The sequence below is a fragment of the Microbispora siamensis genome, assembly GCF_016863095.1.
Classification (GTDB): Bacteria; Actinomycetota; Actinomycetes; order Streptosporangiales; family Streptosporangiaceae; genus Microbispora; species Microbispora siamensis.
This window is the reverse complement of the sequence record NZ_BOOF01000040.1, coordinates 32,040-52,540: the sequence shown is the minus strand read 5'-3', so window position 1 is coordinate 52,540 and position 20,501 is coordinate 32,040. Positions and strand designations below refer to the sequence as shown.

General features: G+C 72.0%; 25 protein-coding genes and 1 pseudogene. 11 read left to right on the top strand and 15 right to left on the bottom strand.

The window, feature by feature from the left end:
* Window positions 1–219: 219 nt before the first annotated feature.
* The 6 genes from Msi02_RS30725 to Msi02_RS30700 all read right to left on the bottom strand — a co-directional run bounded on the left by Msi02_RS30725 (window position 220) and on the right by Msi02_RS30700 (window position 4,922).
* Window positions 220–702, bottom strand: coding sequence for a hypothetical protein (locus Msi02_RS30725; RefSeq protein ID WP_204051461.1), 483 nt, complete (start codon window positions 700–702; stop codon window positions 220–222).
* A 491-nt stretch (window positions 703–1,193) separates the two neighbouring features.
* Complete coding sequence (locus Msi02_RS30720; RefSeq protein WP_204051460.1) at window positions 1,194–1,622, bottom strand: hypothetical protein; 429 nt, start codon at window positions 1,620–1,622, stop codon at window positions 1,194–1,196.
* 453 nt (window positions 1,623–2,075) lie between these two features.
* Complete coding sequence (locus Msi02_RS30715; protein ID WP_204051504.1) at window positions 2,076–2,456, bottom strand: YccF domain-containing protein; 381 nt, start codon at window positions 2,454–2,456, stop codon at window positions 2,076–2,078.
* Between the two features lie 260 nt (window positions 2,457–2,716).
* Window positions 2,717–3,031, bottom strand: a complete 315-nt coding sequence (locus Msi02_RS30710; RefSeq protein ID WP_079315391.1) for an SCO4225 family membrane protein — start codon at window positions 3,029–3,031, stop codon at window positions 2,717–2,719.
* Window positions 3,032–3,398: 367 nt separating this feature from the next.
* Window positions 3,399–4,043 (bottom strand): helix-turn-helix domain-containing protein, encoded by a 645-nt coding sequence (locus Msi02_RS30705; RefSeq protein ID WP_204051459.1) that lies wholly within the window; start codon window positions 4,041–4,043, stop codon window positions 3,399–3,401.
* A gap of 24 nt (window positions 4,044–4,067) precedes the next feature.
* Complete coding sequence (locus Msi02_RS30700) at window positions 4,068–4,922, bottom strand: helix-turn-helix transcriptional regulator (RefSeq protein WP_204051458.1); 855 nt, start codon at window positions 4,920–4,922, stop codon at window positions 4,068–4,070.
* Window positions 4,923–5,034: 112 nt separating this feature from the next.
* Between Msi02_RS30700 and Msi02_RS30695 the strand changes: the two genes are divergently transcribed.
* The 3 genes from Msi02_RS30695 to Msi02_RS44635 are packed head-to-tail and all read left to right on the top strand — an operon-like array spanning window position 5,035 to window position 6,781.
* The gene (locus tag Msi02_RS30695; RefSeq protein WP_204051457.1) at window positions 5,035–5,799 is read left to right on the top strand and encodes an SDR family oxidoreductase; all 765 of its coding nucleotides are present in this window, start codon (window positions 5,035–5,037) and stop codon (window positions 5,797–5,799) included.
* Between the two features lie 36 nt (window positions 5,800–5,835).
* Window positions 5,836–6,294, top strand: coding sequence for an AMP-binding protein (locus tag Msi02_RS44090; protein ID WP_275414191.1), 459 nt, complete (start codon window positions 5,836–5,838; stop codon window positions 6,292–6,294).
* On the top strand, window positions 6,230–6,781 hold the full coding sequence (locus Msi02_RS44635; RefSeq protein WP_373308323.1) for an SDR family NAD(P)-dependent oxidoreductase: 552 nt from the start codon (window positions 6,230–6,232) through the stop codon (window positions 6,779–6,781). Before Msi02_RS44090 ends, Msi02_RS44635 begins: the two co-directional genes overlap by 65 nt.
* On the opposite strand, the gene Msi02_RS43550 is transcribed toward Msi02_RS44635, so the two are convergent.
* The 7 genes and pseudogenes from Msi02_RS43550 to Msi02_RS30670 all read right to left on the bottom strand — a co-directional run bounded on the left by Msi02_RS43550 (window position 6,741) and on the right by Msi02_RS30670 (window position 8,945).
* The gene (locus Msi02_RS43550; RefSeq protein WP_239108828.1) at window positions 6,741–6,902 is read right to left on the bottom strand and encodes a 4-hydroxy-2-oxovalerate aldolase family protein; all 162 of its coding nucleotides are present in this window, start codon (window positions 6,900–6,902) and stop codon (window positions 6,741–6,743) included. The genes Msi02_RS44635 and Msi02_RS43550 overlap by 41 nt on opposite strands.
* On the bottom strand, window positions 6,836–7,174 hold the full coding sequence (locus Msi02_RS44085; protein ID WP_275414190.1) for a hydroxymethylglutaryl-CoA lyase-like TIM-barrel protein: 339 nt from the start codon (window positions 7,172–7,174) through the stop codon (window positions 6,836–6,838). Before Msi02_RS44085 ends, Msi02_RS43550 begins: the two co-directional genes overlap by 67 nt.
* A gap of 11 nt (window positions 7,175–7,185) precedes the next feature.
* Entirely contained in the window at window positions 7,186–7,617 is a 432-nt protein-coding gene (locus Msi02_RS44080; RefSeq protein WP_275414189.1) for a hydroxymethylglutaryl-CoA lyase-like TIM-barrel protein, read from the bottom strand.
* Window positions 7,614–7,790, bottom strand: a complete 177-nt coding sequence (locus Msi02_RS44825) for a hypothetical protein (RefSeq protein WP_275414188.1) — start codon at window positions 7,788–7,790, stop codon at window positions 7,614–7,616. The genes Msi02_RS44080 and Msi02_RS44825 overlap by 4 nt, the downstream gene beginning before the upstream one ends.
* A 53-nt stretch (window positions 7,791–7,843) precedes the next feature.
* Window positions 7,844–7,933: pseudogene (locus Msi02_RS44820) on the bottom strand (acetaldehyde dehydrogenase (acetylating)); the annotation flags it as partial.
* A complete protein-coding gene (locus Msi02_RS44815) occupies window positions 7,906–8,157 on the bottom strand; it encodes a hypothetical protein (RefSeq protein ID WP_275414187.1) in 252 nt (83 codons plus the stop codon). The gene Msi02_RS44815 and the pseudogene Msi02_RS44820, both read right to left, overlap by 28 nt.
* Entirely contained in the window at window positions 8,154–8,945 is a 792-nt protein-coding gene (locus Msi02_RS30670; RefSeq protein WP_239108827.1) for a 2-keto-4-pentenoate hydratase, read from the bottom strand. The genes Msi02_RS44815 and Msi02_RS30670 overlap by 4 nt, the downstream gene beginning before the upstream one ends.
* Before the next feature lie 133 nt (window positions 8,946–9,078).
* Between Msi02_RS30670 and Msi02_RS30665 the strand changes: the two genes are divergently transcribed.
* Genes Msi02_RS30665 through Msi02_RS30645 form a run of 5 tightly spaced genes read left to right on the top strand, consistent with a single transcriptional unit; the run spans window position 9,079 to window position 15,118 of the window.
* Window positions 9,079–10,647, top strand: a complete 1,569-nt coding sequence (locus tag Msi02_RS30665; protein WP_204051456.1) for an ABC transporter substrate-binding protein — start codon at window positions 9,079–9,081, stop codon at window positions 10,645–10,647.
* The gene (locus tag Msi02_RS30660) at window positions 10,644–11,846 is read left to right on the top strand and encodes a hypothetical protein (protein WP_204051455.1); all 1,203 of its coding nucleotides are present in this window, start codon (window positions 10,644–10,646) and stop codon (window positions 11,844–11,846) included. The genes Msi02_RS30665 and Msi02_RS30660 overlap by 4 nt, the downstream gene beginning before the upstream one ends.
* Before the next feature lies 1 nt (window position 11,847).
* A complete protein-coding gene (locus tag Msi02_RS30655; protein ID WP_204051454.1) occupies window positions 11,848–12,780 on the top strand; it encodes an ABC transporter permease in 933 nt (310 codons plus the stop codon).
* Window positions 12,777–13,583: an ABC transporter permease gene (locus tag Msi02_RS30650; RefSeq protein WP_079315383.1), complete on the top strand. Its 807-nt coding sequence runs from the start codon at window positions 12,777–12,779 to the stop codon at window positions 13,581–13,583. Before Msi02_RS30655 ends, Msi02_RS30650 begins: the two co-directional genes overlap by 4 nt.
* The gene (locus Msi02_RS30645; protein ID WP_204051453.1) at window positions 13,580–15,118 is read left to right on the top strand and encodes an ATP-binding cassette domain-containing protein; all 1,539 of its coding nucleotides are present in this window, start codon (window positions 13,580–13,582) and stop codon (window positions 15,116–15,118) included. The genes Msi02_RS30650 and Msi02_RS30645 overlap by 4 nt, the downstream gene beginning before the upstream one ends.
* Here Msi02_RS30645 and Msi02_RS30640 read toward each other — a convergent pair.
* Window positions 15,069–15,932 carry an alpha/beta hydrolase gene (locus Msi02_RS30640; RefSeq protein WP_204051452.1) on the bottom strand — a complete coding sequence of 288 codons (864 nt, stop codon included), beginning with the start codon at window positions 15,930–15,932 and terminating at the stop codon, window positions 15,069–15,071. The two genes, Msi02_RS30645 and Msi02_RS30640, sit on opposite strands and share 50 nt — an antisense overlap.
* On the bottom strand, window positions 15,916–16,800 hold the full coding sequence (locus Msi02_RS30635) for an alpha/beta fold hydrolase (RefSeq protein WP_204051451.1): 885 nt from the start codon (window positions 16,798–16,800) through the stop codon (window positions 15,916–15,918). The genes Msi02_RS30640 and Msi02_RS30635 overlap by 17 nt, the downstream gene beginning before the upstream one ends.
* Window positions 16,801–16,944: 144 nt before the next feature.
* Between Msi02_RS30635 and Msi02_RS30630 the strand changes: the two genes are divergently transcribed.
* The 3 genes from Msi02_RS30630 to Msi02_RS30620 are packed head-to-tail and all read left to right on the top strand — an operon-like array spanning window position 16,945 to window position 20,464.
* On the top strand, window positions 16,945–18,120 hold the full coding sequence (locus Msi02_RS30630) for a CaiB/BaiF CoA transferase family protein (RefSeq protein WP_204051450.1): 1,176 nt from the start codon (window positions 16,945–16,947) through the stop codon (window positions 18,118–18,120).
* Window positions 18,117–19,115, top strand: coding sequence for an NADPH:quinone oxidoreductase family protein (locus Msi02_RS30625; RefSeq protein WP_204051449.1), 999 nt, complete (start codon window positions 18,117–18,119; stop codon window positions 19,113–19,115). The genes Msi02_RS30630 and Msi02_RS30625 overlap by 4 nt, the downstream gene beginning before the upstream one ends.
* Entirely contained in the window at window positions 19,112–20,464 is a 1,353-nt protein-coding gene (locus tag Msi02_RS30620) for an MFS transporter (protein ID WP_204051448.1), read from the top strand. The genes Msi02_RS30625 and Msi02_RS30620 overlap by 4 nt, the downstream gene beginning before the upstream one ends.
* Window positions 20,465–20,501 lie beyond the last annotated feature (37 nt).

The following is a 20,501-nucleotide window of genomic DNA, read 5'->3' as shown; positions in this document are numbered from 1 at the left end:
CCGGCTTGATCGCGGGCCAGATGCGTGCCAGAACGGACGGCGATCAGCGGCGAATCACGGGAACTCACGGTCACTCGGATCTCCCTGACCTGCACCCCTATTTTCCCAGCTCAAGACAGCAAGATCAGTAGCCTATCCCCAAGCTGACAGCGCGGGATCGATTCCCGTCACCCGCTCCACACACGAAGTCCCAGGTCAGGGAGCACGTCCCCGCCCGAGTCATCGATAACTTGGCTCCGCTGTCAGCACCACGTACCTGCCCGCACCCTTCTGCTGCCGCAGCCCGGTGAACAGCCTCGCGTTAGAGGCATCCAACTCGGGGTTAAATCCGTCGGACGACGGATCATTAGAGGAGTGCAAGGGTTCAACGAAGATCGTCGCGGGCCATCGGCTCGACTCCATGCTCACGAAGCCCACCGACGAAGTGCTGGGCTTCCAGCCGTGGGACCTAAGACGTTCGACGACTTGGTCGAGGGCACGGCCGGCGTCCGTAGCGCCGACATCGACGACGAGGATTGCAGAGATATCGTGCTCGCCCTCCCAGTACCATTCGCTGGTGGTATCCGCCACAACCCTACCCAGCGTCCGCATCTCGGCGACGAGATCGGGGTCGACGCGTGTCGTGGTCTGCCAGAAACCGCACGAGGAAATCATTAGCGCGCTGATAGCAAGCGCCATCCCCAGTATGATCCGGGCAAGCATGCCGCTACTGTACCCGTTGCACGAGCAACCGAAGATCAGCCAGGGTTGCAGTTCGAATTAGGCCGTACACCACCACCGAGACACCAGCCAAGCTTGACGCCGACTCCGCGGCCCCCGGTGATCGTGCTGATAAGGAAGAGAAATAATCGTCGAGGCGATGCGCACCGCTATGAAAGCCATTTGGATCTCGGCGGGGTATGAGGTCCTCGATGAGGATGACATCCATGTTCTGGAGCTCCAGATTGTCGCCCGACCCGTGAGCCCAACAGAGCACCCATGACCAGCACCGCAGTCTTGATCGTCGCGCCATCAGCGTGCCATTAGGCAGGGTGACGAGGGGGAATCACGGTCACTCATGAACGACCCCAACGCCAGGTCATCGCCTGTATGGGCCGTGATCCATGCGTTTCCCAAGCTGAAAGCGCGGGTTCGATTCCCGTCACCCGCTCAAATCTCCGGGGGCGATATGCCTTGCCAGTGAATCATGAGCACTACGCCCTGAGCCTCTGGCGCGCATACCGCTGATCAGGCTCTTCGAACTCCATGCCGTTCTCATCTAGAGCGTTGTAAATCGTCACCCGGCCATGCGGGAAAAGGAACCCGACAGCCACCATGCCTTGCGCCATGTCCTCATCCATCCACGTCAGAAGGTCCACAGCCTGTAGCCTTTGCCCCTGTAATCTCGCCAGACGGTCAGGCATGCCCCCTCGCCATGCCAGCCGGAATCCCTCCCCCGCCCAATCCAGCGGCCGAGCCAGATCGACCGTGTTCCACGTGATCGAGATTTCATCGAATTTCTGGTGGACGATCTCGACCTGCTCGCCCTCGAAGTCCAACAGGACCAGGCCATCGGAGAACCAAACACCCTCGTCGAGGTCCCACACCAACAGAGCCCGCGTCAGCCTCCGCCCTTCCAGCATGGCCAGTCTCCGACCATGTGCGGCGGCGACCGCTGAACTCCCCCTCAACCATGCGGGCCTATATCCACTGATCCCGAAGTCGAACATCTGACGATCATGCCGGGAGTCGGCGTGAGAACGTCAAACCCGTACGAGCATGCTGTGGCACCGAAAGGCGAGAGCCGGCGTCCGTGCCAGATAGGTGGATCGCGGGGGCTCAGTGATCGTCCTGTCGGCACCACACCTCGCGGCCGAGTCGGACGCGGGACCCAAGGACCTCATGACCCGGATGGGCGCGACAACTCCGGGCGGCCATGATCCACCAGCACGCCGTACCGCCTACGGGTGTTGAAGCCGCTCCGCCACAGAGGACAGCCGGTGGCGCGGCGTCCTGTACTACACAAGGAGCTTCGGCAGGTCGGTCGTTCCGGGCATGGGACGCGCTCGATCTCCGAGAAGACCCACGCGGGTCACTTATCCGCGGCTTACGGGAACGATGTCCTTGCCCAGCGGCATCAGCGAGATCGGGATCATTTTGAGGTTCGCGATCCCCAGTGGGATACCGATGATCGAGATGAACAGCGGGATCGCGGTGGCGATGTGCCCGATCGCCAACCAGATCCCGGCGACGAGCAGCCAGATGACGTTGCCGAGCACCGACCACGCGCCGGCGGACGGCTTGTCGGCGACGGTCCGGCCGAACGGCCACAGAGCGTAGCCCGCGATCCGGAACGACGCGATGCCGAACGGGATGGTGACGATGAGGACGCAGCAGATGATCCCCGCCACGACGTAGCCTAATGCGAGCCACAGGCCGGCGAAGATCAACCAGATGACATTAAGGACCGTGTTCATAGTGCTCACTGTCCCACCCGGCCGGCTCAGCAGGTAGTGGACCGTCCTTACACAATCGATAGTGACCGCCTGGCGGTCAAGGGGCACTCGAAGCGCGATAAACGAACTCGATGCCTCGGCGGGGGCGCTCCTGCTCCAGGCTGATCGCCCGCGGGTCACTGCCGGCCCGTAGAGGCGAACATCTCCGCAGCGAAGGACTCCAGTTGCTGCCGGACATGAGCGAGGTGCTCGGGGTCAGGCCGGCCCGACCTGACAAAGCGCTACCAGGCGGATCCGCTCCGACGAGCCAGCCGACGCAGGAGGCGCGAGACCAACCATGCCTGGGACCATCCCGCACCCATGAGAAGCATGGTGAGCACGATCGGATTCGTCAGCTCGACCGGCAGCAGGTCCCATGCCTGCCAGATCAACCAGCCGAGGGGGAATGTGAGGTAGATGAGCGCTACCCCAGAAAGCAGAATCGGATCCCGAACCGTCAGCAGGACCACTATCGAGTAGACACCCAGGGCCAGCACAAGGGCGGAGTAGGCGAGAGCAAGGCACCCGACAGGACCGACCTTGCGGGGTTTCGGCATTTCGGCTCCATGCTTTGATCTTGACAAGAGCGCCGAGTGTACCGATCCAGACGATCCCGGACAGGCGGCTGAGCTTCTTTGGTCTCCATCTGCACTTCCGTCGGCTACTGCAACCGGTACTGCAAGACGCGCACTCAACCTCTCACGTCCGCGACCGACAACACTGGTCAGGGGCGGCTTCACATTCGCGTCAGCGCCCCTATGGGCCGTGATCCATGCAATTCTCAAGCTGGAGCCGACTATCGCTTATTCTGCGGGGAACGCTGCGCCCACTGCCGATAAAACCCGTTACGGGCGTACGACATCACGGGCCACCCGAGCGCAGAGCCCTCGATCCGATGTCGGCCAAGAGCCTCGTCGCGGTCGCTCACCCGCCGTGGCCGCGCGGCCGGCGCCGCCGTCCCGGTGACGGGCGCAGTTCGCCGATCGCGGCCACGGTGTGGGCGCCCGCGCCCATGCAGCGCCACACGGCCGCGCCCCGTACCAGTTCGGCGTGCAGGCCGAGGCCGTGGTCCGGGCAGGTGGGCCAGACGCTCCAGACGACCTCCATGACGGCGTCCTGGGTGGCGTCGGCGATCTCGGCGAGCGCCTGCCCGGGATCGCCGCCGGTGCGCGGCCAGATGGGGGGTGAGCCGTGGCAGCCGCGGAACGCCACCCGGGCGCAGCCGCTGTCGTCCCAGTCGGGGACGGTGAGTTCGAGCGAGCCATCGATCCCGGAGGCGCGCAGGTCGGCCCGGACGACGTCCACCGCCGTCTCCAGGGCCGTCCACAGTTCCGGCGCCAGGTCGAAACCCGGCTGGAAATCCAGCGCGGCGAGCAGGGCCCGTCCGAGGCGGGTGACGTCCTCGGCGGTCAGCTCCGCCACCGGGCGTTCCAGGACCTCCCGTACGGGGGGTCGGCTCAGGCCACCCTCCTCCATCAGGCAGGCGAACTCCACCACCGGACCGGCGGCGAGGTCGCCGTCGCGCAGGCCACGGTAGATCCGGGCGGCCACGCTGTCGTCGGGGTACACGGGAGGAATCATTCCCCACCGCGCTCAGGACGGCGGTGCGTCGGCCGGGAAACGTTCGTGACCCAGGACGGCGAGCAGGCGCAGCTTCTCGTGGGCCTCGGTGTGCGGCGGAGCGGTGAGGACGAGCAGCGCCTGGGACTGGTCCTCGGTGAACAGCACCTGGCAGTCCACCTCGATCGGGCCGAGTTCTGGGTGGACGAGCGTCTTGTGGTCCTCGAAACGCCGCGCGACCTCCTGCCGGTCCCACAGCTCGGCGAATTCGGGGCTCACCTTCCGCAACGCCCGGACGAGCTCGCCTGCCCGGGACTGCGGACCCATCGTGCCGTAGGCGGCGCGCAGGTTCGCGACCTGAGCACGGCTCTGCCGGGGGCGGTCGTGCTCCGGGTACCGCAGGCGCGCCGCGGGGTCGGTGAACCATCGGTAGACCTCGCTGCGGGCGAACCCGGTGTAGCCGGAGTGGTCACCGAGCAGGGCGGCGGCCATCCGGTTCTGCACCAGCGTCTCGCCCAGGTTGGACAGGATGAGCGCCGGGGTGTCGTCGAGGCGGTCGAGAACCCGCAGCAGCGCGGGGGCGACGTGCGTCGCGGCGGACGCCGGCGCCGGGGCGTTGTGCCCGGCCAGCCGGAACAGGTAGTCGCGTTCGTCGGTGGTCAGCCGCAGCGCGCGGGCGAGGGACGCGAGCATCTGCTCGCTGGGCCGGGGGCCGCGCCGCTGTTCAAGCCGGGTGTAGTAGTCGGTGGACATCGCGGCCAGCGACGCCACCTCCTCGCGCCGCAGGCCGGCGGCCCTGCGGCGGGCACCGGGCGGGAGCCCGACGTCCTCGGGCCGCAGCGCCTCACGGCGGTGGCGCAGGAAGTCGGCGAGCGCATCACGGTCCATGCCTTCGAGTATCGGCTCCGTGCGCAGGTCCGGCGGCCCGCCAAGCAGGGATCGCCGATCCCCCGATGAGCGCTCTCTGCCACCGCCGGATCCGCCGTCCCAGACTGGGTCCATGAACATCTCGGGCAACACCGTCTTCATCCCCGGCTCCACCAGCGGCATCGGCCTTGCCCTGGCGCTCGAACTGCAGGCACGGGGCAACACCGTCATCGTCGGCGGCCGGCGGGCCGACCTGCTGGAGCGGATCGCGGCCGAACACCCCGGCATCGGCACCGTACGGATCGACACGACCGACCCGGCGAGCATCGAGTCCGCCGCGAAGCAGGTGCTGGCCGCGCACCCGGACCTCAACGTCCTGGTCACGATGGCCGGCATCATGCGCGTCGAGGACTGGCACCGGCCCGGGTCGTTCCTCGCCTCCGCGGAGGAGACGGTGACGACCAACGTGCTCGGTCCGATCCGGCTGATCGCCGCGTTCGTCGAGCACCTGCAGACCCGGCCGGACGCCACGATCGTCACCGTGTCCTCGGGCCTGGCGTTCACGCCGCTCAAGGTCACGCCCAGCTACAACGCCTCGAAGGCGGCGATCCACATGCTCAGCGAGTCGCTGCGGCTGCAGCTCGCGGACACGTCCGTGAAGGTCGTGGAGCTGGTGCCGCCGGCGGTGCGCACCGCGCTGCTGCCCGGCCAGGAGACCAGCGAGTTCGCGATGCCGCTGGAGGAGTTCGTCGCGGAGGCCGTCGGGCTGCTGGAGTCGCAGCCGGACGCGAAGGAGATCCAGGTCGAACGGGTGAAGTTCCTCCGCTACGGCGAGGTCCGCGGCGACTACGACCAGGTCGTCGCGACGCTCAACGCGGCCGACCCGCACGGAAAGTAACCCCGGCGGAACGGTAGGCGGACCCACCCATTTCCGATGCCGGGTGACCGATTCGGGATTCATCGGAAGCGTCGCATCCGACGGGAACCGGTTTCCGGCTGGAGACCGCCAGTTGCGCGCCGCGCCTCCCGCTCGTGCAGGTACGTCGTGGCCGATCGGACCCGCCACCGGGCTGCTCCCCGCGGGCCCACAGTTGGGAGGCTCGCGCCGGGCGTGGAGCTGCGCGCCGTGGACCCCTCGGGTCGGGACGTCGAGCCGGGCGAGGTGGGCGAACTGCTGCTGCACGGCCCGGAGATGATGCTCGGGTACGTGCGCGAGGAGCTGAACGCGCACGCGTTCACCCCCGACGGCTGGTTCCGCACCGGGGACCTCGGCTCGCTGGCCGCCGACGGGCAGGTGCGGATCACCGGGCGGCTGAAGGACGTCATCAATCGCGATCCCGCCGAGTCGATCGCGGGGGCCCTGGCCCGGCTCGGCGGCTCCGCCGTGGTCTGAACGCCCCCTGTCCACCCCGGCCCGGGTCCGCGGCCGGACCACCGTTCGAGACGAAAGCCACCGCTTAAATGATCACTACCGCCTTCACGCGTACTGCCTGAGCGAGCCGCACGCCGGCTCCGACCCCGCCGCGCAGCGCGGCGTGATCGTCAACACCGCCTCGGTCGCCGCCTATGAGGGGCAGATCGGGCAGGCCGCGTACTCCTCGTCCAAGGGCGGCGTCGTCGGGCTGCCCCTGCCCGCGGCGCGCGACCTCGCCCAGTACGGCATCCGGGTCAACACCATCGCCCCGGGCATCGTGGAGACGCCGATGCCGGCCACGGTCTCCGCGGAGTTCCGGGAGGGTCTGGCGGCCGGCGTTCCGTTCCCGCGGAGGCCGGCCCGCCCGGACGAGTACGCCCACCTGGCGCTGACGATCATCCACCACGACTATCTCAACGGCGAGGTCATCCGGATGGACGGCGCGCTCCGGATGACACCCCGCTGACCTCGGCGCATCCGGCGTCTGCGGCGGACGACATGCGGACGGCGATGTCGATGATCATGCCCTCCTGGCCGCCCACGTAGCCGGCTGCCCCGACCTCGCGGAGGATCTCGTGGGCCGGCACGCCGTACCGCTCCTCGGCGCGCACAGCGTGCCGTCGATCTGCCCGGCGCCCTCCTGATAGGCGACCAGTGAGTTGGCGACGCCGAGGCACAGGTTCTGGTGTCCGTGCAGCCCGACCTGCGCGTCCCGGCCGAGCTCGGCGACGAGCGCGGCTACCCGTGCCCGCGTGTCGTCGGGCAACAGCGCGCCCGCGGAGTCGACCACGTACACGCACTGGCAGCCCGCGTCCGCCATGATCCGCGCCTGGCGGGCCAGCGCCTCGGGGGTGGTCATGTGCGCGAGCATCAGGAAGCCGACGGTTCCATGCCGAGGTCGCGGGCCGCGCCGAAGTGCTGCACCGAGATGTCGGCCTCGGTGCAGTGGGTGGCGATCCGCGCCACGGTCGCGCCCGCGTCGTGAGCACGACGCAGGTCGGCGACCGTGCCGAGGCCGGGCAGCAGCAGCACCGCGATCCGCGCGTCACGGGCCGCCTCCCCGGCCACCCGCACCAGCTCGACGTCGTCCACGGCGGAGAAGCCGTAGTTGAACGAGGGCCCGCCGAGGCCGTCGCCGTGCGTCACCTCGATGACCCGCACCCCCGCGGCGTCCAGGGCGCGGACCACGGCTCGCACCTGATCGGGCGTGAACCGGTGGGCCATCGCGTGGCTGCCGTCGCGCAGGGTGGTGTCGCTGATCCGGACATCCACGTGCTTGTCCTCGTCCGCTGGAGCGTTCATCGGGACACCGCCAGGAGTTCGCCCGCCCGCGCCGCGGCGGCGGTCATGATGTCCAGGTTTCCCGCCCATGGCGGGAGATGGTCGCCGTTGCCGCGCACCTCGAGGAACACCGCGACCCGCCCGCGGTCGTTCCACTCCGGCCGCGACTCGTCGAACTGCGGCTCGGCGCGCAATGTGTGTATCCGGACACGTAGCGCTGCACCTCCTTGACCATCCGGTGCACCGACTCGGTGACCGCGCCGGTGTCGGCGTCGGGGCCGATCGCGCAGAACACGGTGTCCCGCATGATCATCGGGGGCTCGGCCGGGTTGAGGATGATGATCGCCTTGCCCCGTTCCGCGGCGGCTCCGGCCGGGACAGCAGCCAGTCCACTCCCTCGGCGCTCGCCTCGACGCCGAGCGCGCGGGCCCGCGCCAGGCCGTCGGAGGCCGGGTCCACGCCGACCATGTACCGCACGTGGATCACGTCGCTGCGCAGCAGCTTGACCAGCAGGTCGGTGCCGATGTTGCCCGGCCAGACGATCGCGGCGGGCACCTTCATCGGTCCTCCCCGAACGCCGCGGTCACCGACCCCAAACCGGCGAAAGTCGCCTGGACGATGTCGCCCGCGGCCACCGGCACCGCGGCGGTGACCGAGCCCGGCAGGATCGTGTGCCCCGCCTCCAGCGTCACACCGCGTTCGCCGAGCGTGTTGGCCAGCCAGACGAGCGCGTTCAGCGGCGAGCCGAGCACTGCCGCACCCGCTCCGGTGCCGACGATCTCGCCGTTGCGCCGCAGCACGCATCCGGCCAGCCGGATGTCCAGGCCGGACAGCCGGGCCGGGGTGCCGCCCAGCACCACGCCACCGGAGGACGCGTTGTCCGCGATCGTGTCGATCAATGTGATCCGCCAGTCCCTGACCCGGGAGTCGATGATCTCCAGCGCGGGCAGCACGAAGTCCACGGCCGCCACCGCGTCGGCCGCGGTCACGCCGGGGCCGCGCAGCGGCCGGGAGAGCACGAAGGCGATCTCGGGCTCGATCCTCGGCTGCAGGAAGCGCGACACGTCGATCGGCGCGCCCTCCGGATGGAACATCGTGTCGGTGAGGTGGCCGTAGTCGGGCGCGTCCACCCCGAGCTGCCGCCGCATGGCCGCGGACGTCAGGCCGACCTTGTGGCCCTTGACGACCGCGCCGTCCGCGAGCAGGCGATCGACCTGGCCGAGCTGGATCGCGTACGCGTCGTCGATCGTGAGCCCGGCGAGCCGGTCGGTCGGCGGATCGACCGGTTTGCGGGTCCGGTAGGCATCCAGCAGCTCACCGACGAGGCTGTCACGCTCCATTGTCTCCATGCCTCGCACGGTCCCGCCCCGGTGGCGGAGTGCTCAACGCCCGGGTTCCATTGAACGAAAATCCCGAGGCAGTTTCCATACAATGGGAACCGGAATTAGGGGTTTCAGGACGCCGGTTCGCAGACTGGGGCCCGTGCTTCGACTGACCTCTGTGCTCGCGTGCTGCGCCGTGCTGGCCGCAGCCTGCGCGACCGCGAACGCCGAGCGGCCCGCCGGGGGTGCCCTCACCGCGGGGCTGGCCCAGCCGGTGAGCTGCCTCGACCCGCACCAGACCCCGCAGACACAGAATCTCAACGTGTCGCGTCAGCTCGTGGACTCGCTGACCGACCAGGACCCGCGCACAGGAGAGATCGTGCCGTGGCTCGCGACGTCATGGAAGGTCGACAAGCAGGCCGAGCGGTTCACCTTCACCCTGCGCGACGGCGTGACGTTCAGCGACGGCGCACCGCTGGACGCCGCCGCGGTCGTCGCCAACCTCGACGACATCGCCAAGCTCGGCGCGCGGTCCCCGCTCGGCTCGGGCTACCTCGCCGGGTACGCCGGGGCCTCGGCGCTCGACGCCAAGACCGTTGAGGTGCGGTTCGAGGCGCCGAGCGCGCAGTTCCTCCAGGCCACCTCGATGGTGACGCTCGGCATGCTCTCCCCGGGCACGCTGGGGAAGACCCCCGAGCAGCGCTGCGCGGGCGGGCTGGCCGGCTCCGGGCCGTACGTGCTGGACCGGGTCGCGCTCAACGAGGAGGTGCGGCTGTCCGCCCGCACCGGCTACGCCTGGCCGGGCGCGCCGGCCGCCAACCGAGGCGTCCCGCGCGTGCGCACGCTGACCTTCGCCATCGTCACCGACCCGAGCGCCAGGCACGGCAGCCTTCTGTCCGGGCAGCTCGACGCCGACCTGCAGGTGCTCCAGCAGGACCAGCGGTCCTTCGGCGAGCAAGGTCCCCGGCTGCTGTCGGCCACCCGGCCCGGCATCGTGTACACGCTGCTGCCCAACGAGTCGCGACCCGCGCTGCGCGATCCCTCCGTACGGCGGGCCATCGGCGCCGCCCTCGACCGGTCGCGGTTCGCGCCGCTGCTCGCGGCAGGCGAACGCCCGGCCACCGACGTGCTCGCCACCACTACACCCGGCTACAAAGACCGCTCGGCCGGCCTGGCGTACGCGCCCGGTGAGGCGGCCCGGCTGCTCGACGCGGCCGGGTGGCGGCGCGGCCCGGACGGCGTGCGCGTCAAGGGGTCGCAGCGGCTGTCCTTCGACCTGGTCTACTCGGCCAGCGAACCCTACGGCTCGTTGTATCAGCTCGTGGCCCAGCAGCTCGCCGAGGCCGGGATCGAGCTGCGGCCGACGCCGCTCGACGACGCCACCAACAGCGCGCGGCAGGGCTCGGGCGACTACGACTTCGTCGCCTGGGCGGTGACCAGAGGCGATCCCACGGTCCTCGCCAGCGTGTATCCGGTGAAGAGCGCGAACCCGCTGCGGCGCACCCGGCCGGACGAGGTGGACAGCACGATCGCCCGCATCGCCACGGTGCTCGATCCCGCCGAGCGCGCCCGCGCCGTCGACGCCGCCGCCGAGGCGATCCTCTCCGGCGGGCACGGCATCCCGCTCTTCGAGCAGGCCTCGTCGATCGGCCTCGCGGAGCGGGTGACAGGGGTCCGCCTCGACGCGTCGGGGCGGCCGATCTTCCAGGACGCGGAGGTACGGGCATGACATGGAACGACTTCGCCGGAGGCCGCCCGGTGGACCCGGCGACCTTCGTCGCCGCCGCGGGCACGCTGCTGGAAGCGGCGGTCGCCGCCGCGGGCGGCGGGGAGGCCACCAGGGCCGACTTCATCGCCGGGCTGGAGGCATGCCTGAGCATGTCCGGCCCCTACGCCACGCTGCGGCTGGACGCCGGGCTCGCCGACCAGGACGTCAGGGGCGAGCTGCGGGACAACGCCATCGCGGTCTCCGAGGTGGTGCTGGACCTGGTGCGGAGCACGCCCGGCACGGGCGCGCCGGGTTTGCTGGACATCCACAGCAACTGCGTGGGGTACGCCTGGATCCCCCCGGTGGTGGAACGGCTCATCGGCGAGCCCGGCCTGCACGCCGCGCGCAACCTGTACAACGAGTGGCTGTGGCAGCTCGTGCTGCTGCGGGACGCCCTCATCCCGTTCACCGACCCGTCGCGGGTGCGGGTGCTCGCCGACGCCGACGGTCTGACCCGGCTCCGGGACGCCCGCGACTGGTTCATCGTCCAGGTGATGACCCGGCGGATCGCGCACGCGGCGATCGTCCGGTTCGCCGCCGAGGCGGTGACGGGCGGGTACGCCGAGGGGGCCTACGGGTTCCAGCACGGGGGCGCGGTGGTCCTGCCGCCGGTCGCCCTCGACGGCGACCTGCTCGGCCCGGCGTATCTCCTGGCCCTGCGCGAGGGGACCCTGGTCGCCGAGGACACGGCGTACTTCGTCCAGGGGCAGGAGGACGGGGAGACCGCGAGCACGCTGTCCGTCCCGGCGCGGGCGATCGGCGACGTCGAGGTGGTCGGCCTGACCGACCGGCTGGTGCCCGGCGCCGCCGGCGGCCCCGGCGCCACCCGCACGCTCAGCCTGGTGGTGGGCTTCGACGGCCACGAATGGACGACCGACCTCGGGCGCGCGCTGCGCGGCCACCGCTACGCCGCCCGCCCGGCCGCCGCGGAGGCCACGACGGAGCCGACGGCCGCGGCCGCGGGAACCGGCGCCTGGCCGGGCTGCGCGGTGCTCCGGCAGGACGGGGAGGTGGCGGTGCCCGGCGGCGGTGTCATCCCGACCGGGGGTCAGCGCGCGCTGACCCTCGCGCTGCTCGGCAGGCTCCGGCCGGGCAACGTGGTGCTCTACGCCGGCCAGGAGGTCGGCGGGCAACGGATCCTCCTGGACATCCGGGGCTGAGATGACCCGGTTCGTGGCGCGGCGGCTCACGCAGGCGGCGGCCGTGGTGCTGGCGGCCTACACGCTCACCTTCGCCGCCTTCTACCTCCTTCCCGCCGACCCCGTGCGAATCATGATCGGCCCGGAGAACGGCGTGGACGAGGCGCGGGTGGCCGCGCTGCGCGCCGAGTACGGCCTGGACCGCCCGGCGATCGAGCGTTATCTCGACGGGCTGCTCGGTGCCCTGCACGGCGACTTCGGCACGTCGTTCCAGACCGGGCGGGGCGTCGGCTCGACGATCGCCGAGGCGGCGCCGCGCACGCTCGCGCTGGCGGGCGGCGCGCTGCTGCTGGCGATCCCGCTCGGCTTCCTGATCGCCTGGTGGGCCGCGCACACCCGGCGGGTGTGGCTGCGCCGCCTGCTCGGCGCGCTGCCCGGCCTGTCGCTGTCCGTCCCGACGTTCTGGCTCGGGCTGGTGCTGTTGCAAACGTTCTCGTTCGGGCTGCCGCTGTTTCCCGCGAGGGCCGAGGACGGGCCCGCCGGTCTGGTGCTGCCGGCTGTGACTCTGGCGGTGCCGTCGTCGGCCTTCGTGGCGCAGGTTCTCCTCGAACGGCTGACCGTGGAGATGCGGCAGCCGTACGTCGACACCGCGCGGGCCAAGGGCGCGTCGCGGGCACGGGCGGTGACGGCGCACGCGCTGCGCAACGCCGCCATGCCCGCGCTGACGATGACCGCGCTGCTGGTCGGCTGGCTGGTGTCCGGGTCGGTCGTGGTGGAGACCGTCTTCGCGCGCAACGGGCTCGGCCGGCTGGTCGAGTCGGCGGTCACGACCCGGGACCTGCCCATGCTGCAGGCCCTGGTCGTGGTGACCACGGCGGTCGTCACGCTGCTCACGCTCGCGGTGGACCTGGCGCACCCTCTGGTGGACCCCCGGTTGCGGGAGCGTGCCGCATGACGTTCGTGAGGCGGCTCGGCGTCGTGCCGTCGGCCCTCGTGCTGCTGGCGGCCACGGCCGCCGCGCTCGCGCCCGCGTTGTTCTCCCCCGCCGACCCGCTGCGCGGCGATCTCACGCAACGGCTGCTGCCTCCGGGTGCCACGCATCCGTTCGGCACGGACGAGCTGGGCAGGGACGTGTTCGCCAGAGTCGTGCACGGATCCGCCCCCTCGCTGCAGGCCGCCGTCATCGCGGTGGGCGTCGCCGTCCTCGCCGGCTCGGTGATCGGGCTGGTGGCCGGAACCGCGCGGGGGCGGTTGGACGGCCTGGTCATGCGCGCGGTGGAGGTGTTGCTCGCCGTGCCGTCGTTCCTGCTGATCCTGGTGGTCGTGGCGGTGCTCGGGCCGGGGACGCGCGAGGTGGCCCTCGCCGTCGGCGTGTCGGCCGCGGCGGTGTTCTCCCGGGTCATGCGCGCCGAGGTCGTCAGGGTCCGCGGGTCGGGGTACGTCGAGGCCGCTGCGGTGTGCGGGACCGGGCGTGCCACCGTGCTGCTGACCCACGTGCTGCCCAACGCCGCGGGACCGGTCGCCGCGCTGGCGACGCTCGAACTGGGCAACGCCGTCCTCACCGTCGCCGCCGTGAGCTTCCTCGGCTTCGGGGCCCCGCCTCCGGCGCCCGAATGGGGCTCGCTGGTCGCCGCGGGACGTCCCTTTCTCGCCTCGGCCTGGTGGCTGACGACCGTGCCCGGTCTCGTCATTGCCGCGGTGGCGCTCGCGGTCAACCACCTCGGGCACGTCCTGCGTACGCGATCGGAGACGCGATGACACCCCTGCTGGCCGTACGCGGCCTGACCGTCCGCTACGGGCCACCCGGGCGCGGCCGGCCGGCCGTGGACGGCGCCGACCTGACAATAGATGCCGGGGAGATCGTGGCAGTGGTCGGCGAGTCGGGGTCGGGCAAGTCCACGCTCGCGCACGCGCTGGCCGGCCTGCTGCCGGCCACGGCCAGGGTGACCGGGGGCGTGGTCACCTTCGGCGGCGAGCGGGTGGACGGCCTGCGGGAGCGGGCGTGGCGGCGGCTGCGCGGACGGCGGATCGCGTTCGTGCCCCAGGACCCGGGAACCGCGCTCAACCCGCTGATGACCGTGCGCGCCCAGCTCGCCGAGGCGCTGCGGCTGACCGGCACCCCCCGGCCGGGCGAGGACGCACTCGAAGAGGCGCTCGGCCGGGTGGGCATCCCCGACCCTGCGGCGGTGCTCTGCCGCTACCCGCACCAGCTCTCCGGCGGTTTCCGGCAGCGCGTGCTGCTGGGCATGGCGCTCGCCGGGCGACCCGCGCTGCTGATCGCCGACGAGCCGACCTCCGCGCTCGACACCACTGTGCAGAAGACCGTGCTCGACCTCGTCCAGAAGGTCGCGGCCAGGGACGGCACGAGCGTCCTCCTGATCACTCACGACCTCGGCGTCGCCGCGGACCGTGCGGACCGCGTGGCTGTCATGACCGAGGGCCGCGTCGTGGAAGAAGGCCCGGCGGAACAGGTGCTCGGCAGTCCGCAGGCCGCCTACACCCGGCTGCTGCTCCGCTCTGCCCCCCAGCCGCTCACCGGGCCCGCACCGGCCCCGGGAGAGCCGCTGCTCGTGGTCCGCGACCTGCGGAAGGTGTATCCGGGCGGCACGGTCGCCGTCGAGAGCGCCTCGTTCACGCTGGACCGGTCGGGCACGCTCGGGCTGGTCGGCGCGTCGGGATCGGGCAAGTCGACCATCGCCCGCGTCGTCACCGGGCTCGTCGAGCCGACGAGCGGGAGCGTGCTGCTGGACGGTGCACCCGTCAGGGCCGGCCGGGTGCAGTTCGTCGCGCAGAACCCGTACGCGTCACTCGACCCGCTGATGAGCGTGGGCCGCATCGTCGCGGAACCGCTGCGGGCACTGCGCGCGGGCACCCGGGCCGAGCGCCGGGAACGGGTGCGGCGCCTGCTGGAGGACGTCGGCCTGCCCCCCGAGGTCGCCCGGCGGCGGCCCTCGGCGCTGTCCGGCGGGCAGCGCCAGCGCGTCGCCATCGCCCGGGCGCTGGCGCCGTCACCCGACGTGATCGTGCTCGACGAGCCGGTGTCCGCCCTGGACACGGTGACGCAGGCCCAGATCCTCGCGCTGCTGCGCCGCCTTCAGGACAAGCACGGGATGGCCTATCTGCTCATCTCGCACGACCTCGCCGTGGTGGCCGCCGCCGCGGGACGGCTCGCGGTGATGCGGGACGGCAGGATCGTCGAGTCCGGCCCGACCGCCGGCGTGCTCGCCGCCCCCGAGGCGCCGTTCACCCGCGAGCTGCTCGCCGCCATCCCCGGCGGGGGGCGTGGTGGATGACGTCCGCCACCTCGGCCGGGGCGCCGGCGAAAACGGCGTGCCCCGCCTCGATGGTCGCCTGGGCGAACGCGGTCGCGGGGGCCAGCTCGTCGGCGTGCCGGATCATGACGTCCTGGAGCGCGACGGGCAGCGCGCGGTCGAGGGTGGTGCGGATGTACGTCCGGGGCACGGTCCCCCAGCGCCCGGCCGTGGCGCCGGTCGCGGTGGTGAGAAACGACATCGGCTGGTCGGGAGTGAGGGAGGCGGCCATGGCCAGAAAGCCCGGGCGGTCGAGGTCCGAGAAGTAGGCCGCGTGCAGTTCGTCCTGATAGGCGGGGTCGGTGCTGCGCGGGTCGATGCGCACGGCGCCGAGGGCGCTGGGATCGCCCAGGTACAGGCCCCCGCCGAGCGCGGTCCTCGCCTCCGGCAGGTCGAGGTAGGCGCCCGAGGAACCCAGCAGGGTGGGGACGAACGCGGCGACGTACACCAGCCCGGCCACCAGCTCGGGGGCGATCTCGGCGACCCGGGTGGCCACCGCCCCGCCCATGCTGTGCGCGGCCACGACCGGCGGGGCGGCGAACCGGCGCAGCGTGGCCACGACATCCTCCGCCACGTCGTCCAGGGGCAGGTCCGCAAGGGGGGACACCTCTGCCCGCAGCGCGGCGACGTCCCTGGTGAGGTAGCTCGCCGGGAAGCGGGCCCGGGTGCCGTGGCCCGCCAGGTCGAGCGCCAGGACGCGATGGCCCATGGCGGTCAGCTCCTTCGCGAGAGCCGCGAAGTGCCCGGCCCCGTGCCAGGCCCCGTGGATCAGCACCACGTCACTCGTGCCGGTCATACGCCTCGACCTTCTGCCACGCCTCCGTCAGCAGCCGCGCCAGCTCGGCGGGACGCTCCTCGGGCACATAGTGTCCGCATTCCTCCACCCAGCGCGCCGACACGTCCGCCACGGCCTCCTGGACCGTGTCCAGCCAGCCGAGCCCGACACCGTGCCGCGCGCCCACGACCAGCGCGGGCACCCGCAGCGGCCCGGCGGCGCACAGCTCGCGATTGTCGGCGATGTCGGCCGGCAGCGCCCGGTAGTAGCCCATCGTGGCGCGTACCGCCCCGGGGGCGGCCAGGGCACGGGTGTAGACGTCCATCGCCGCGTCGTCGATCGCGTCGGTGACGTACAGGCCCACCGTGTCGCGGCGGAACATGAACTCCAGATAGCCGCGCTCGCGGCCGGCGAGCAGGAACTCCGGCAGGTCGGGCACCATGTTGAAGCCGAAGTGCCAGGACCCGCCGGTCAGCGGATTGGCCGCCGCGAGGCTGTCGCCGAGGCCGGGGATGCCCGCCTCGACGAACGTCAGGCTGCGTACCGCCTCCGGGTACAGCGCGGCGAGCGGGTAGGCGACCTGGCCGCCGACGTCGTGGCCGACGAGGTGGTAGCGGGTCAGCCCGAGCGCCGCCATGAGCCGGGCGAGGATGCCCGCGACCGTGCGCTTGTCGTATCCGCCGGCCGGCCGCGAGCTCGCCCCGAAGCCCGGCAGATCGGGGGCCACGACGGTGTGGCGGCCGGCGAGCAGCGGCACCACATCGCGCCACGCGTGGGCGGTCTGCGGCCACCCGTGGAGGAGCAGCACCGCGGGCCCCTGCCCCGCGACCACGCAATTGATCACGTGTCCCGGGAGCCGGACGCGTGTCGAGGAGAACCCTTCCGCCATGGCGACCATGGTGCCGGACCGGCGGCCCCGTCCGGCGTGGCGCGTTTCCATCCACCGGGAACGCGTCGTTGGGTGCCGGAACCCCGCGTTCCTACGGTCGACGTGCGGGGGGTCGCGCTGCCGGGAGGTTACATGATCGACACGATGAGGGTCCTGAGTTTCTCGCACTTCGTCCAGGGGCCCGCGGCCTCGCAGTATCTGGCCGACCTCGGCGCCGACGTCGTCAAGGTCGAGCCGCCCGGCGGGTCGTGGGAGCGCAGGATCGGCAGCGGAGGAATCCGAGCCGCCGGGCGCAGTGTGACGTTCCTGGCGGTCAACAGGAACAAGCGCTCGATCGTCGTCGACCTCAAGCATCCGGACGCCCGCACCGTCCTGCGCCCGCTCATCGAGCGTGCCGACGTCCTGCTGGAGAACTACCGGGGCGGCGCCCTGGAGAAACTCGGCCTCGGGTATGACGCGGTGCGGGCGATCAAGCCCGACATCATCTACGCCTCGGCCAGCGGCTGGGGGTCGCGCGGCCCGATGGCCGGGCGGCCGGGGGTGGACCTGCTCGTGCAGGCGCGCACCGGACTGGTGGACGTCACCGGCGACCGCCCCACCGCGACGGGCACACCCGTCGTGGACCAGCACGGCGCGGCGCTGCTCGCCATGGGCGTGCTGGCCGCCTACGCGCGCAAACTGACCACCGGCGAGGGCACCCGGGTCGAGTCGAGCCTGCTCGGCGCGGGGCTCGACCTGCAGGCGGAATCGCTCGCGCTGTACTACTCCGGCCGCAGGACGGAGACGGACGTGCGACGCCCCGCCGAGCTGGCGTGCTGGTCGATCGACGCCCCCTACGGGGTGTACCGGCTGCTGGACGCGTCGATGGTGATCGCGCTGAACGGGTCGGAGGACGATCTCGGCGACGCGCTCGGCTCACCCGCGCTGGCCGGTTACGACCAGCGGGCCAGGCGGGCCAAGCGGGAGGAGTACACCGCGGCGGTGGTCCGGGTGCTCGCCGGGATGACCTACGCGGAGGCGGCCTCCCGGCTGGAGCCGCGCGGGTTCTGGTTCGAGCGAGTCGCCACCTACGACGACGTGCGTGACGACCCCCAGGTGTCCGCGGAGGAGCTGCTCGCCGAGTTCCCGGTGGGCGAGGAGCGGGCGACCGTGCTTCGGCACCCGGTCCGCTACGACGGCGAGCTGCCCGGTCTGCGCGCGGCGCCCCCCGAACTCGGCGCGCACACCGTGGAGGTGCTGCGCGAGGCGGGGTTCTCCGCGGACGAGGTGGACGGTTTCCTGTCCGCCGGCGTCGTGTTCGGGCCCGGAGGCGGGAAGTGAGCGGACGCGCGCTGGTCTGCACCCGGCTCGGCAGGCCCGAGGATCTGGAGCTGGCCGACGTGGCGACACCGCGCCCGGGACCGGGCGAGGTGGTGGTCGCGGTCAGCCACGTGGGGCTCAACTTCCACGACACACTGATCATCGCGGGCACGCACGTGGTGCGGCCGGAACCGCCGTTCTCCCCCGGCAGCGAGTACGCGGGGACGGTGCTGGCCGTCGGCGAGGGGGTCACGTCCGTACGGCCCGGCGACCGCGTGGCGGGCAACGAGGAGTACGGGTGCGCCCGCGACGCCGTGCTGGTCCGGGCGGACCGGGTCACCGTGCTGCCCGGCCACGTCACCGACCGGGACGCCGCGGCGATCCTGGTGGCCTACTCGACCGCCTATCACGCGCTCGTCCAGCGGGCCGGGCTGCGCGCGGGCGAGACGCTCGTCGTCCTCGGCGCGGCCGGCGGGGTCGGCTCCGCCGCCGTGGACGTGGGAAACCTGCTCGGCGCCCGGGTGCTCGCGGGCGCCTCCACGCCGGAGCGGGCGGAGCCGGCCCGCCGGTACGGCGCGCACGAGACCTTCTCCTACGGCGACCCGGCGGACGCGAAGGCCAGGATCAAGGAGTTGACCGGCGGAGCCGGCGCGGACGTGGTGTTCGATCCCGTGGGCGGTCCGGTGGCGGAGGCGGCGGTGCGCGCCGTCGCGTGGGGCGGCCGATACCTCGTGATCGGGTTCGCCTCCGGCGGCATCCCGCGCGTCGGGCTGAACATCCCGCTGGTCAAGGGCTCCTCCGTGGTCGGGGTGTTCTGGGGCGAGTTCGTACGGCGCGAGCGCGCCGTCCACGAGCGGAACCTTCGCCAGATCTTCGACTGGGCGGCGGCCGGACGGCTGCGCCACCGCGTCCACGACGTGCTCCCGCTCGGCCAGGGGCCGCGCGCCCTGCGCGAGCTGGCCGACGGCCGGGTCCGTGGCAAGCTGCTGCTGCGGGCCGGCGGTCCGGTGGGATGACGACCACCGTACGGCCGGCGCCCGGGACGAGGACGGCGCTCACGGCGCTGCTCTGCGGCACCCTGCTCGCGCCGCTCAACTCCTCGATGGTCGCGGTGGCGCTCGCGCCCATCCAGCGCGACCTCGGCCGGCCGCTGGCCACCACGACGTGGGTCGTCACCGTCTTCTACCTGACCGCCTGCGTCTGCCAGCCGTTGCTCGGCCGGGTGGCGGACCGCGTCGGCCCACGCAGGTTGTTCGCGGCCGGGATGGCGCTGGCGGCGCTCGCCTCCGCGGCGGCGGTCACGGCCACGTCGCTGCCGCTGCTCGTGCTGTGCCGGTGCGCGCAGGCCGCCGGCGTGTCGGCGGCGTTCCCGTGCGCGATGGTCGTCATCCGGCGCCACGGCGACGTCGCGCGGCTGTCCGCCGTCGCGACGGTCAACACGACCGCGGGGGCGGTCGGCCCGGTGCTCGGCGGGCTGCTGACCTCCTGGGCCGGGTGGCAGGCCATCTTCTGGGTCAACCTGCCCGTCATGCTGGGTGCGCTGGTGCTGGCGTGGCGCGCGATCGGCCCCGAGGAGCGGCGGCCCGCACGCGGGGGCCTGGTCCGCGCGATCGACCCTGTGGGCGTCGTCCTGTTCGCGGTGGCGATGGTCGGCCTGCTGGCCGTGATGCTCGCCCTCCCCACGGTCTCGGTTCCGGGCGCGGTCGCGGTGGTCGTCGCCGGGACCGGGTTCCTGTGGTGGGAGCGGCGTGCCGCCGAGCCGTTCGTGGACGTCCGCTCGCTCGCCGCGCCGGGCGGGCCGGTGCCGGTGCTCGGCACGTTCGTGCTGTTCAACCTGGCCTACTACGGCGCGTTCTACGGGCTGCCGCCGTGGTTGCAGACCGCGCTCGGGTTCGACGCGGCGCACGCCGGGCTGCTGATCATGCCGATCGCGGCCACGAGCGTCGTCGCGACCGTGCTCGGCGGGCCGGTCATGCGCAGGTTCGGCGTCGGGCTCACCCTGCTGGCCGGCGGCGGGCTGCTGCTGGCGGGAGTCGCCGCGATCACGACGTTCGGTGCGGCGACGCCCGTGTGGGCCGTCGTGCTCGACGGCGTGGTGCTCGGCGTTCCGTACGGACTGTGCAACCTCGGCCTGCAGAGACTGATGTACGAGCGCGCGCCCGCCGGTATGACCGGTGTGGTCGGCGGCCTGTTCCAGTCGGCCCGCTACGTCGGCGCGATCCTCGCCGTCGGGCTGGTCGGCGCGTCCGCCCCCGGCGACCCGTCCACGCCCACCGACCCGCGCGGGCTCGCGGTGGCGATGACCGCGGTCGCGGCGGCCGTGATCGTCATACTCGCCCGTGACCTGCGACGCCCTGAAAGGTAACATCGGTGAACCGGACGGCTGAATTTTCGACGACCGA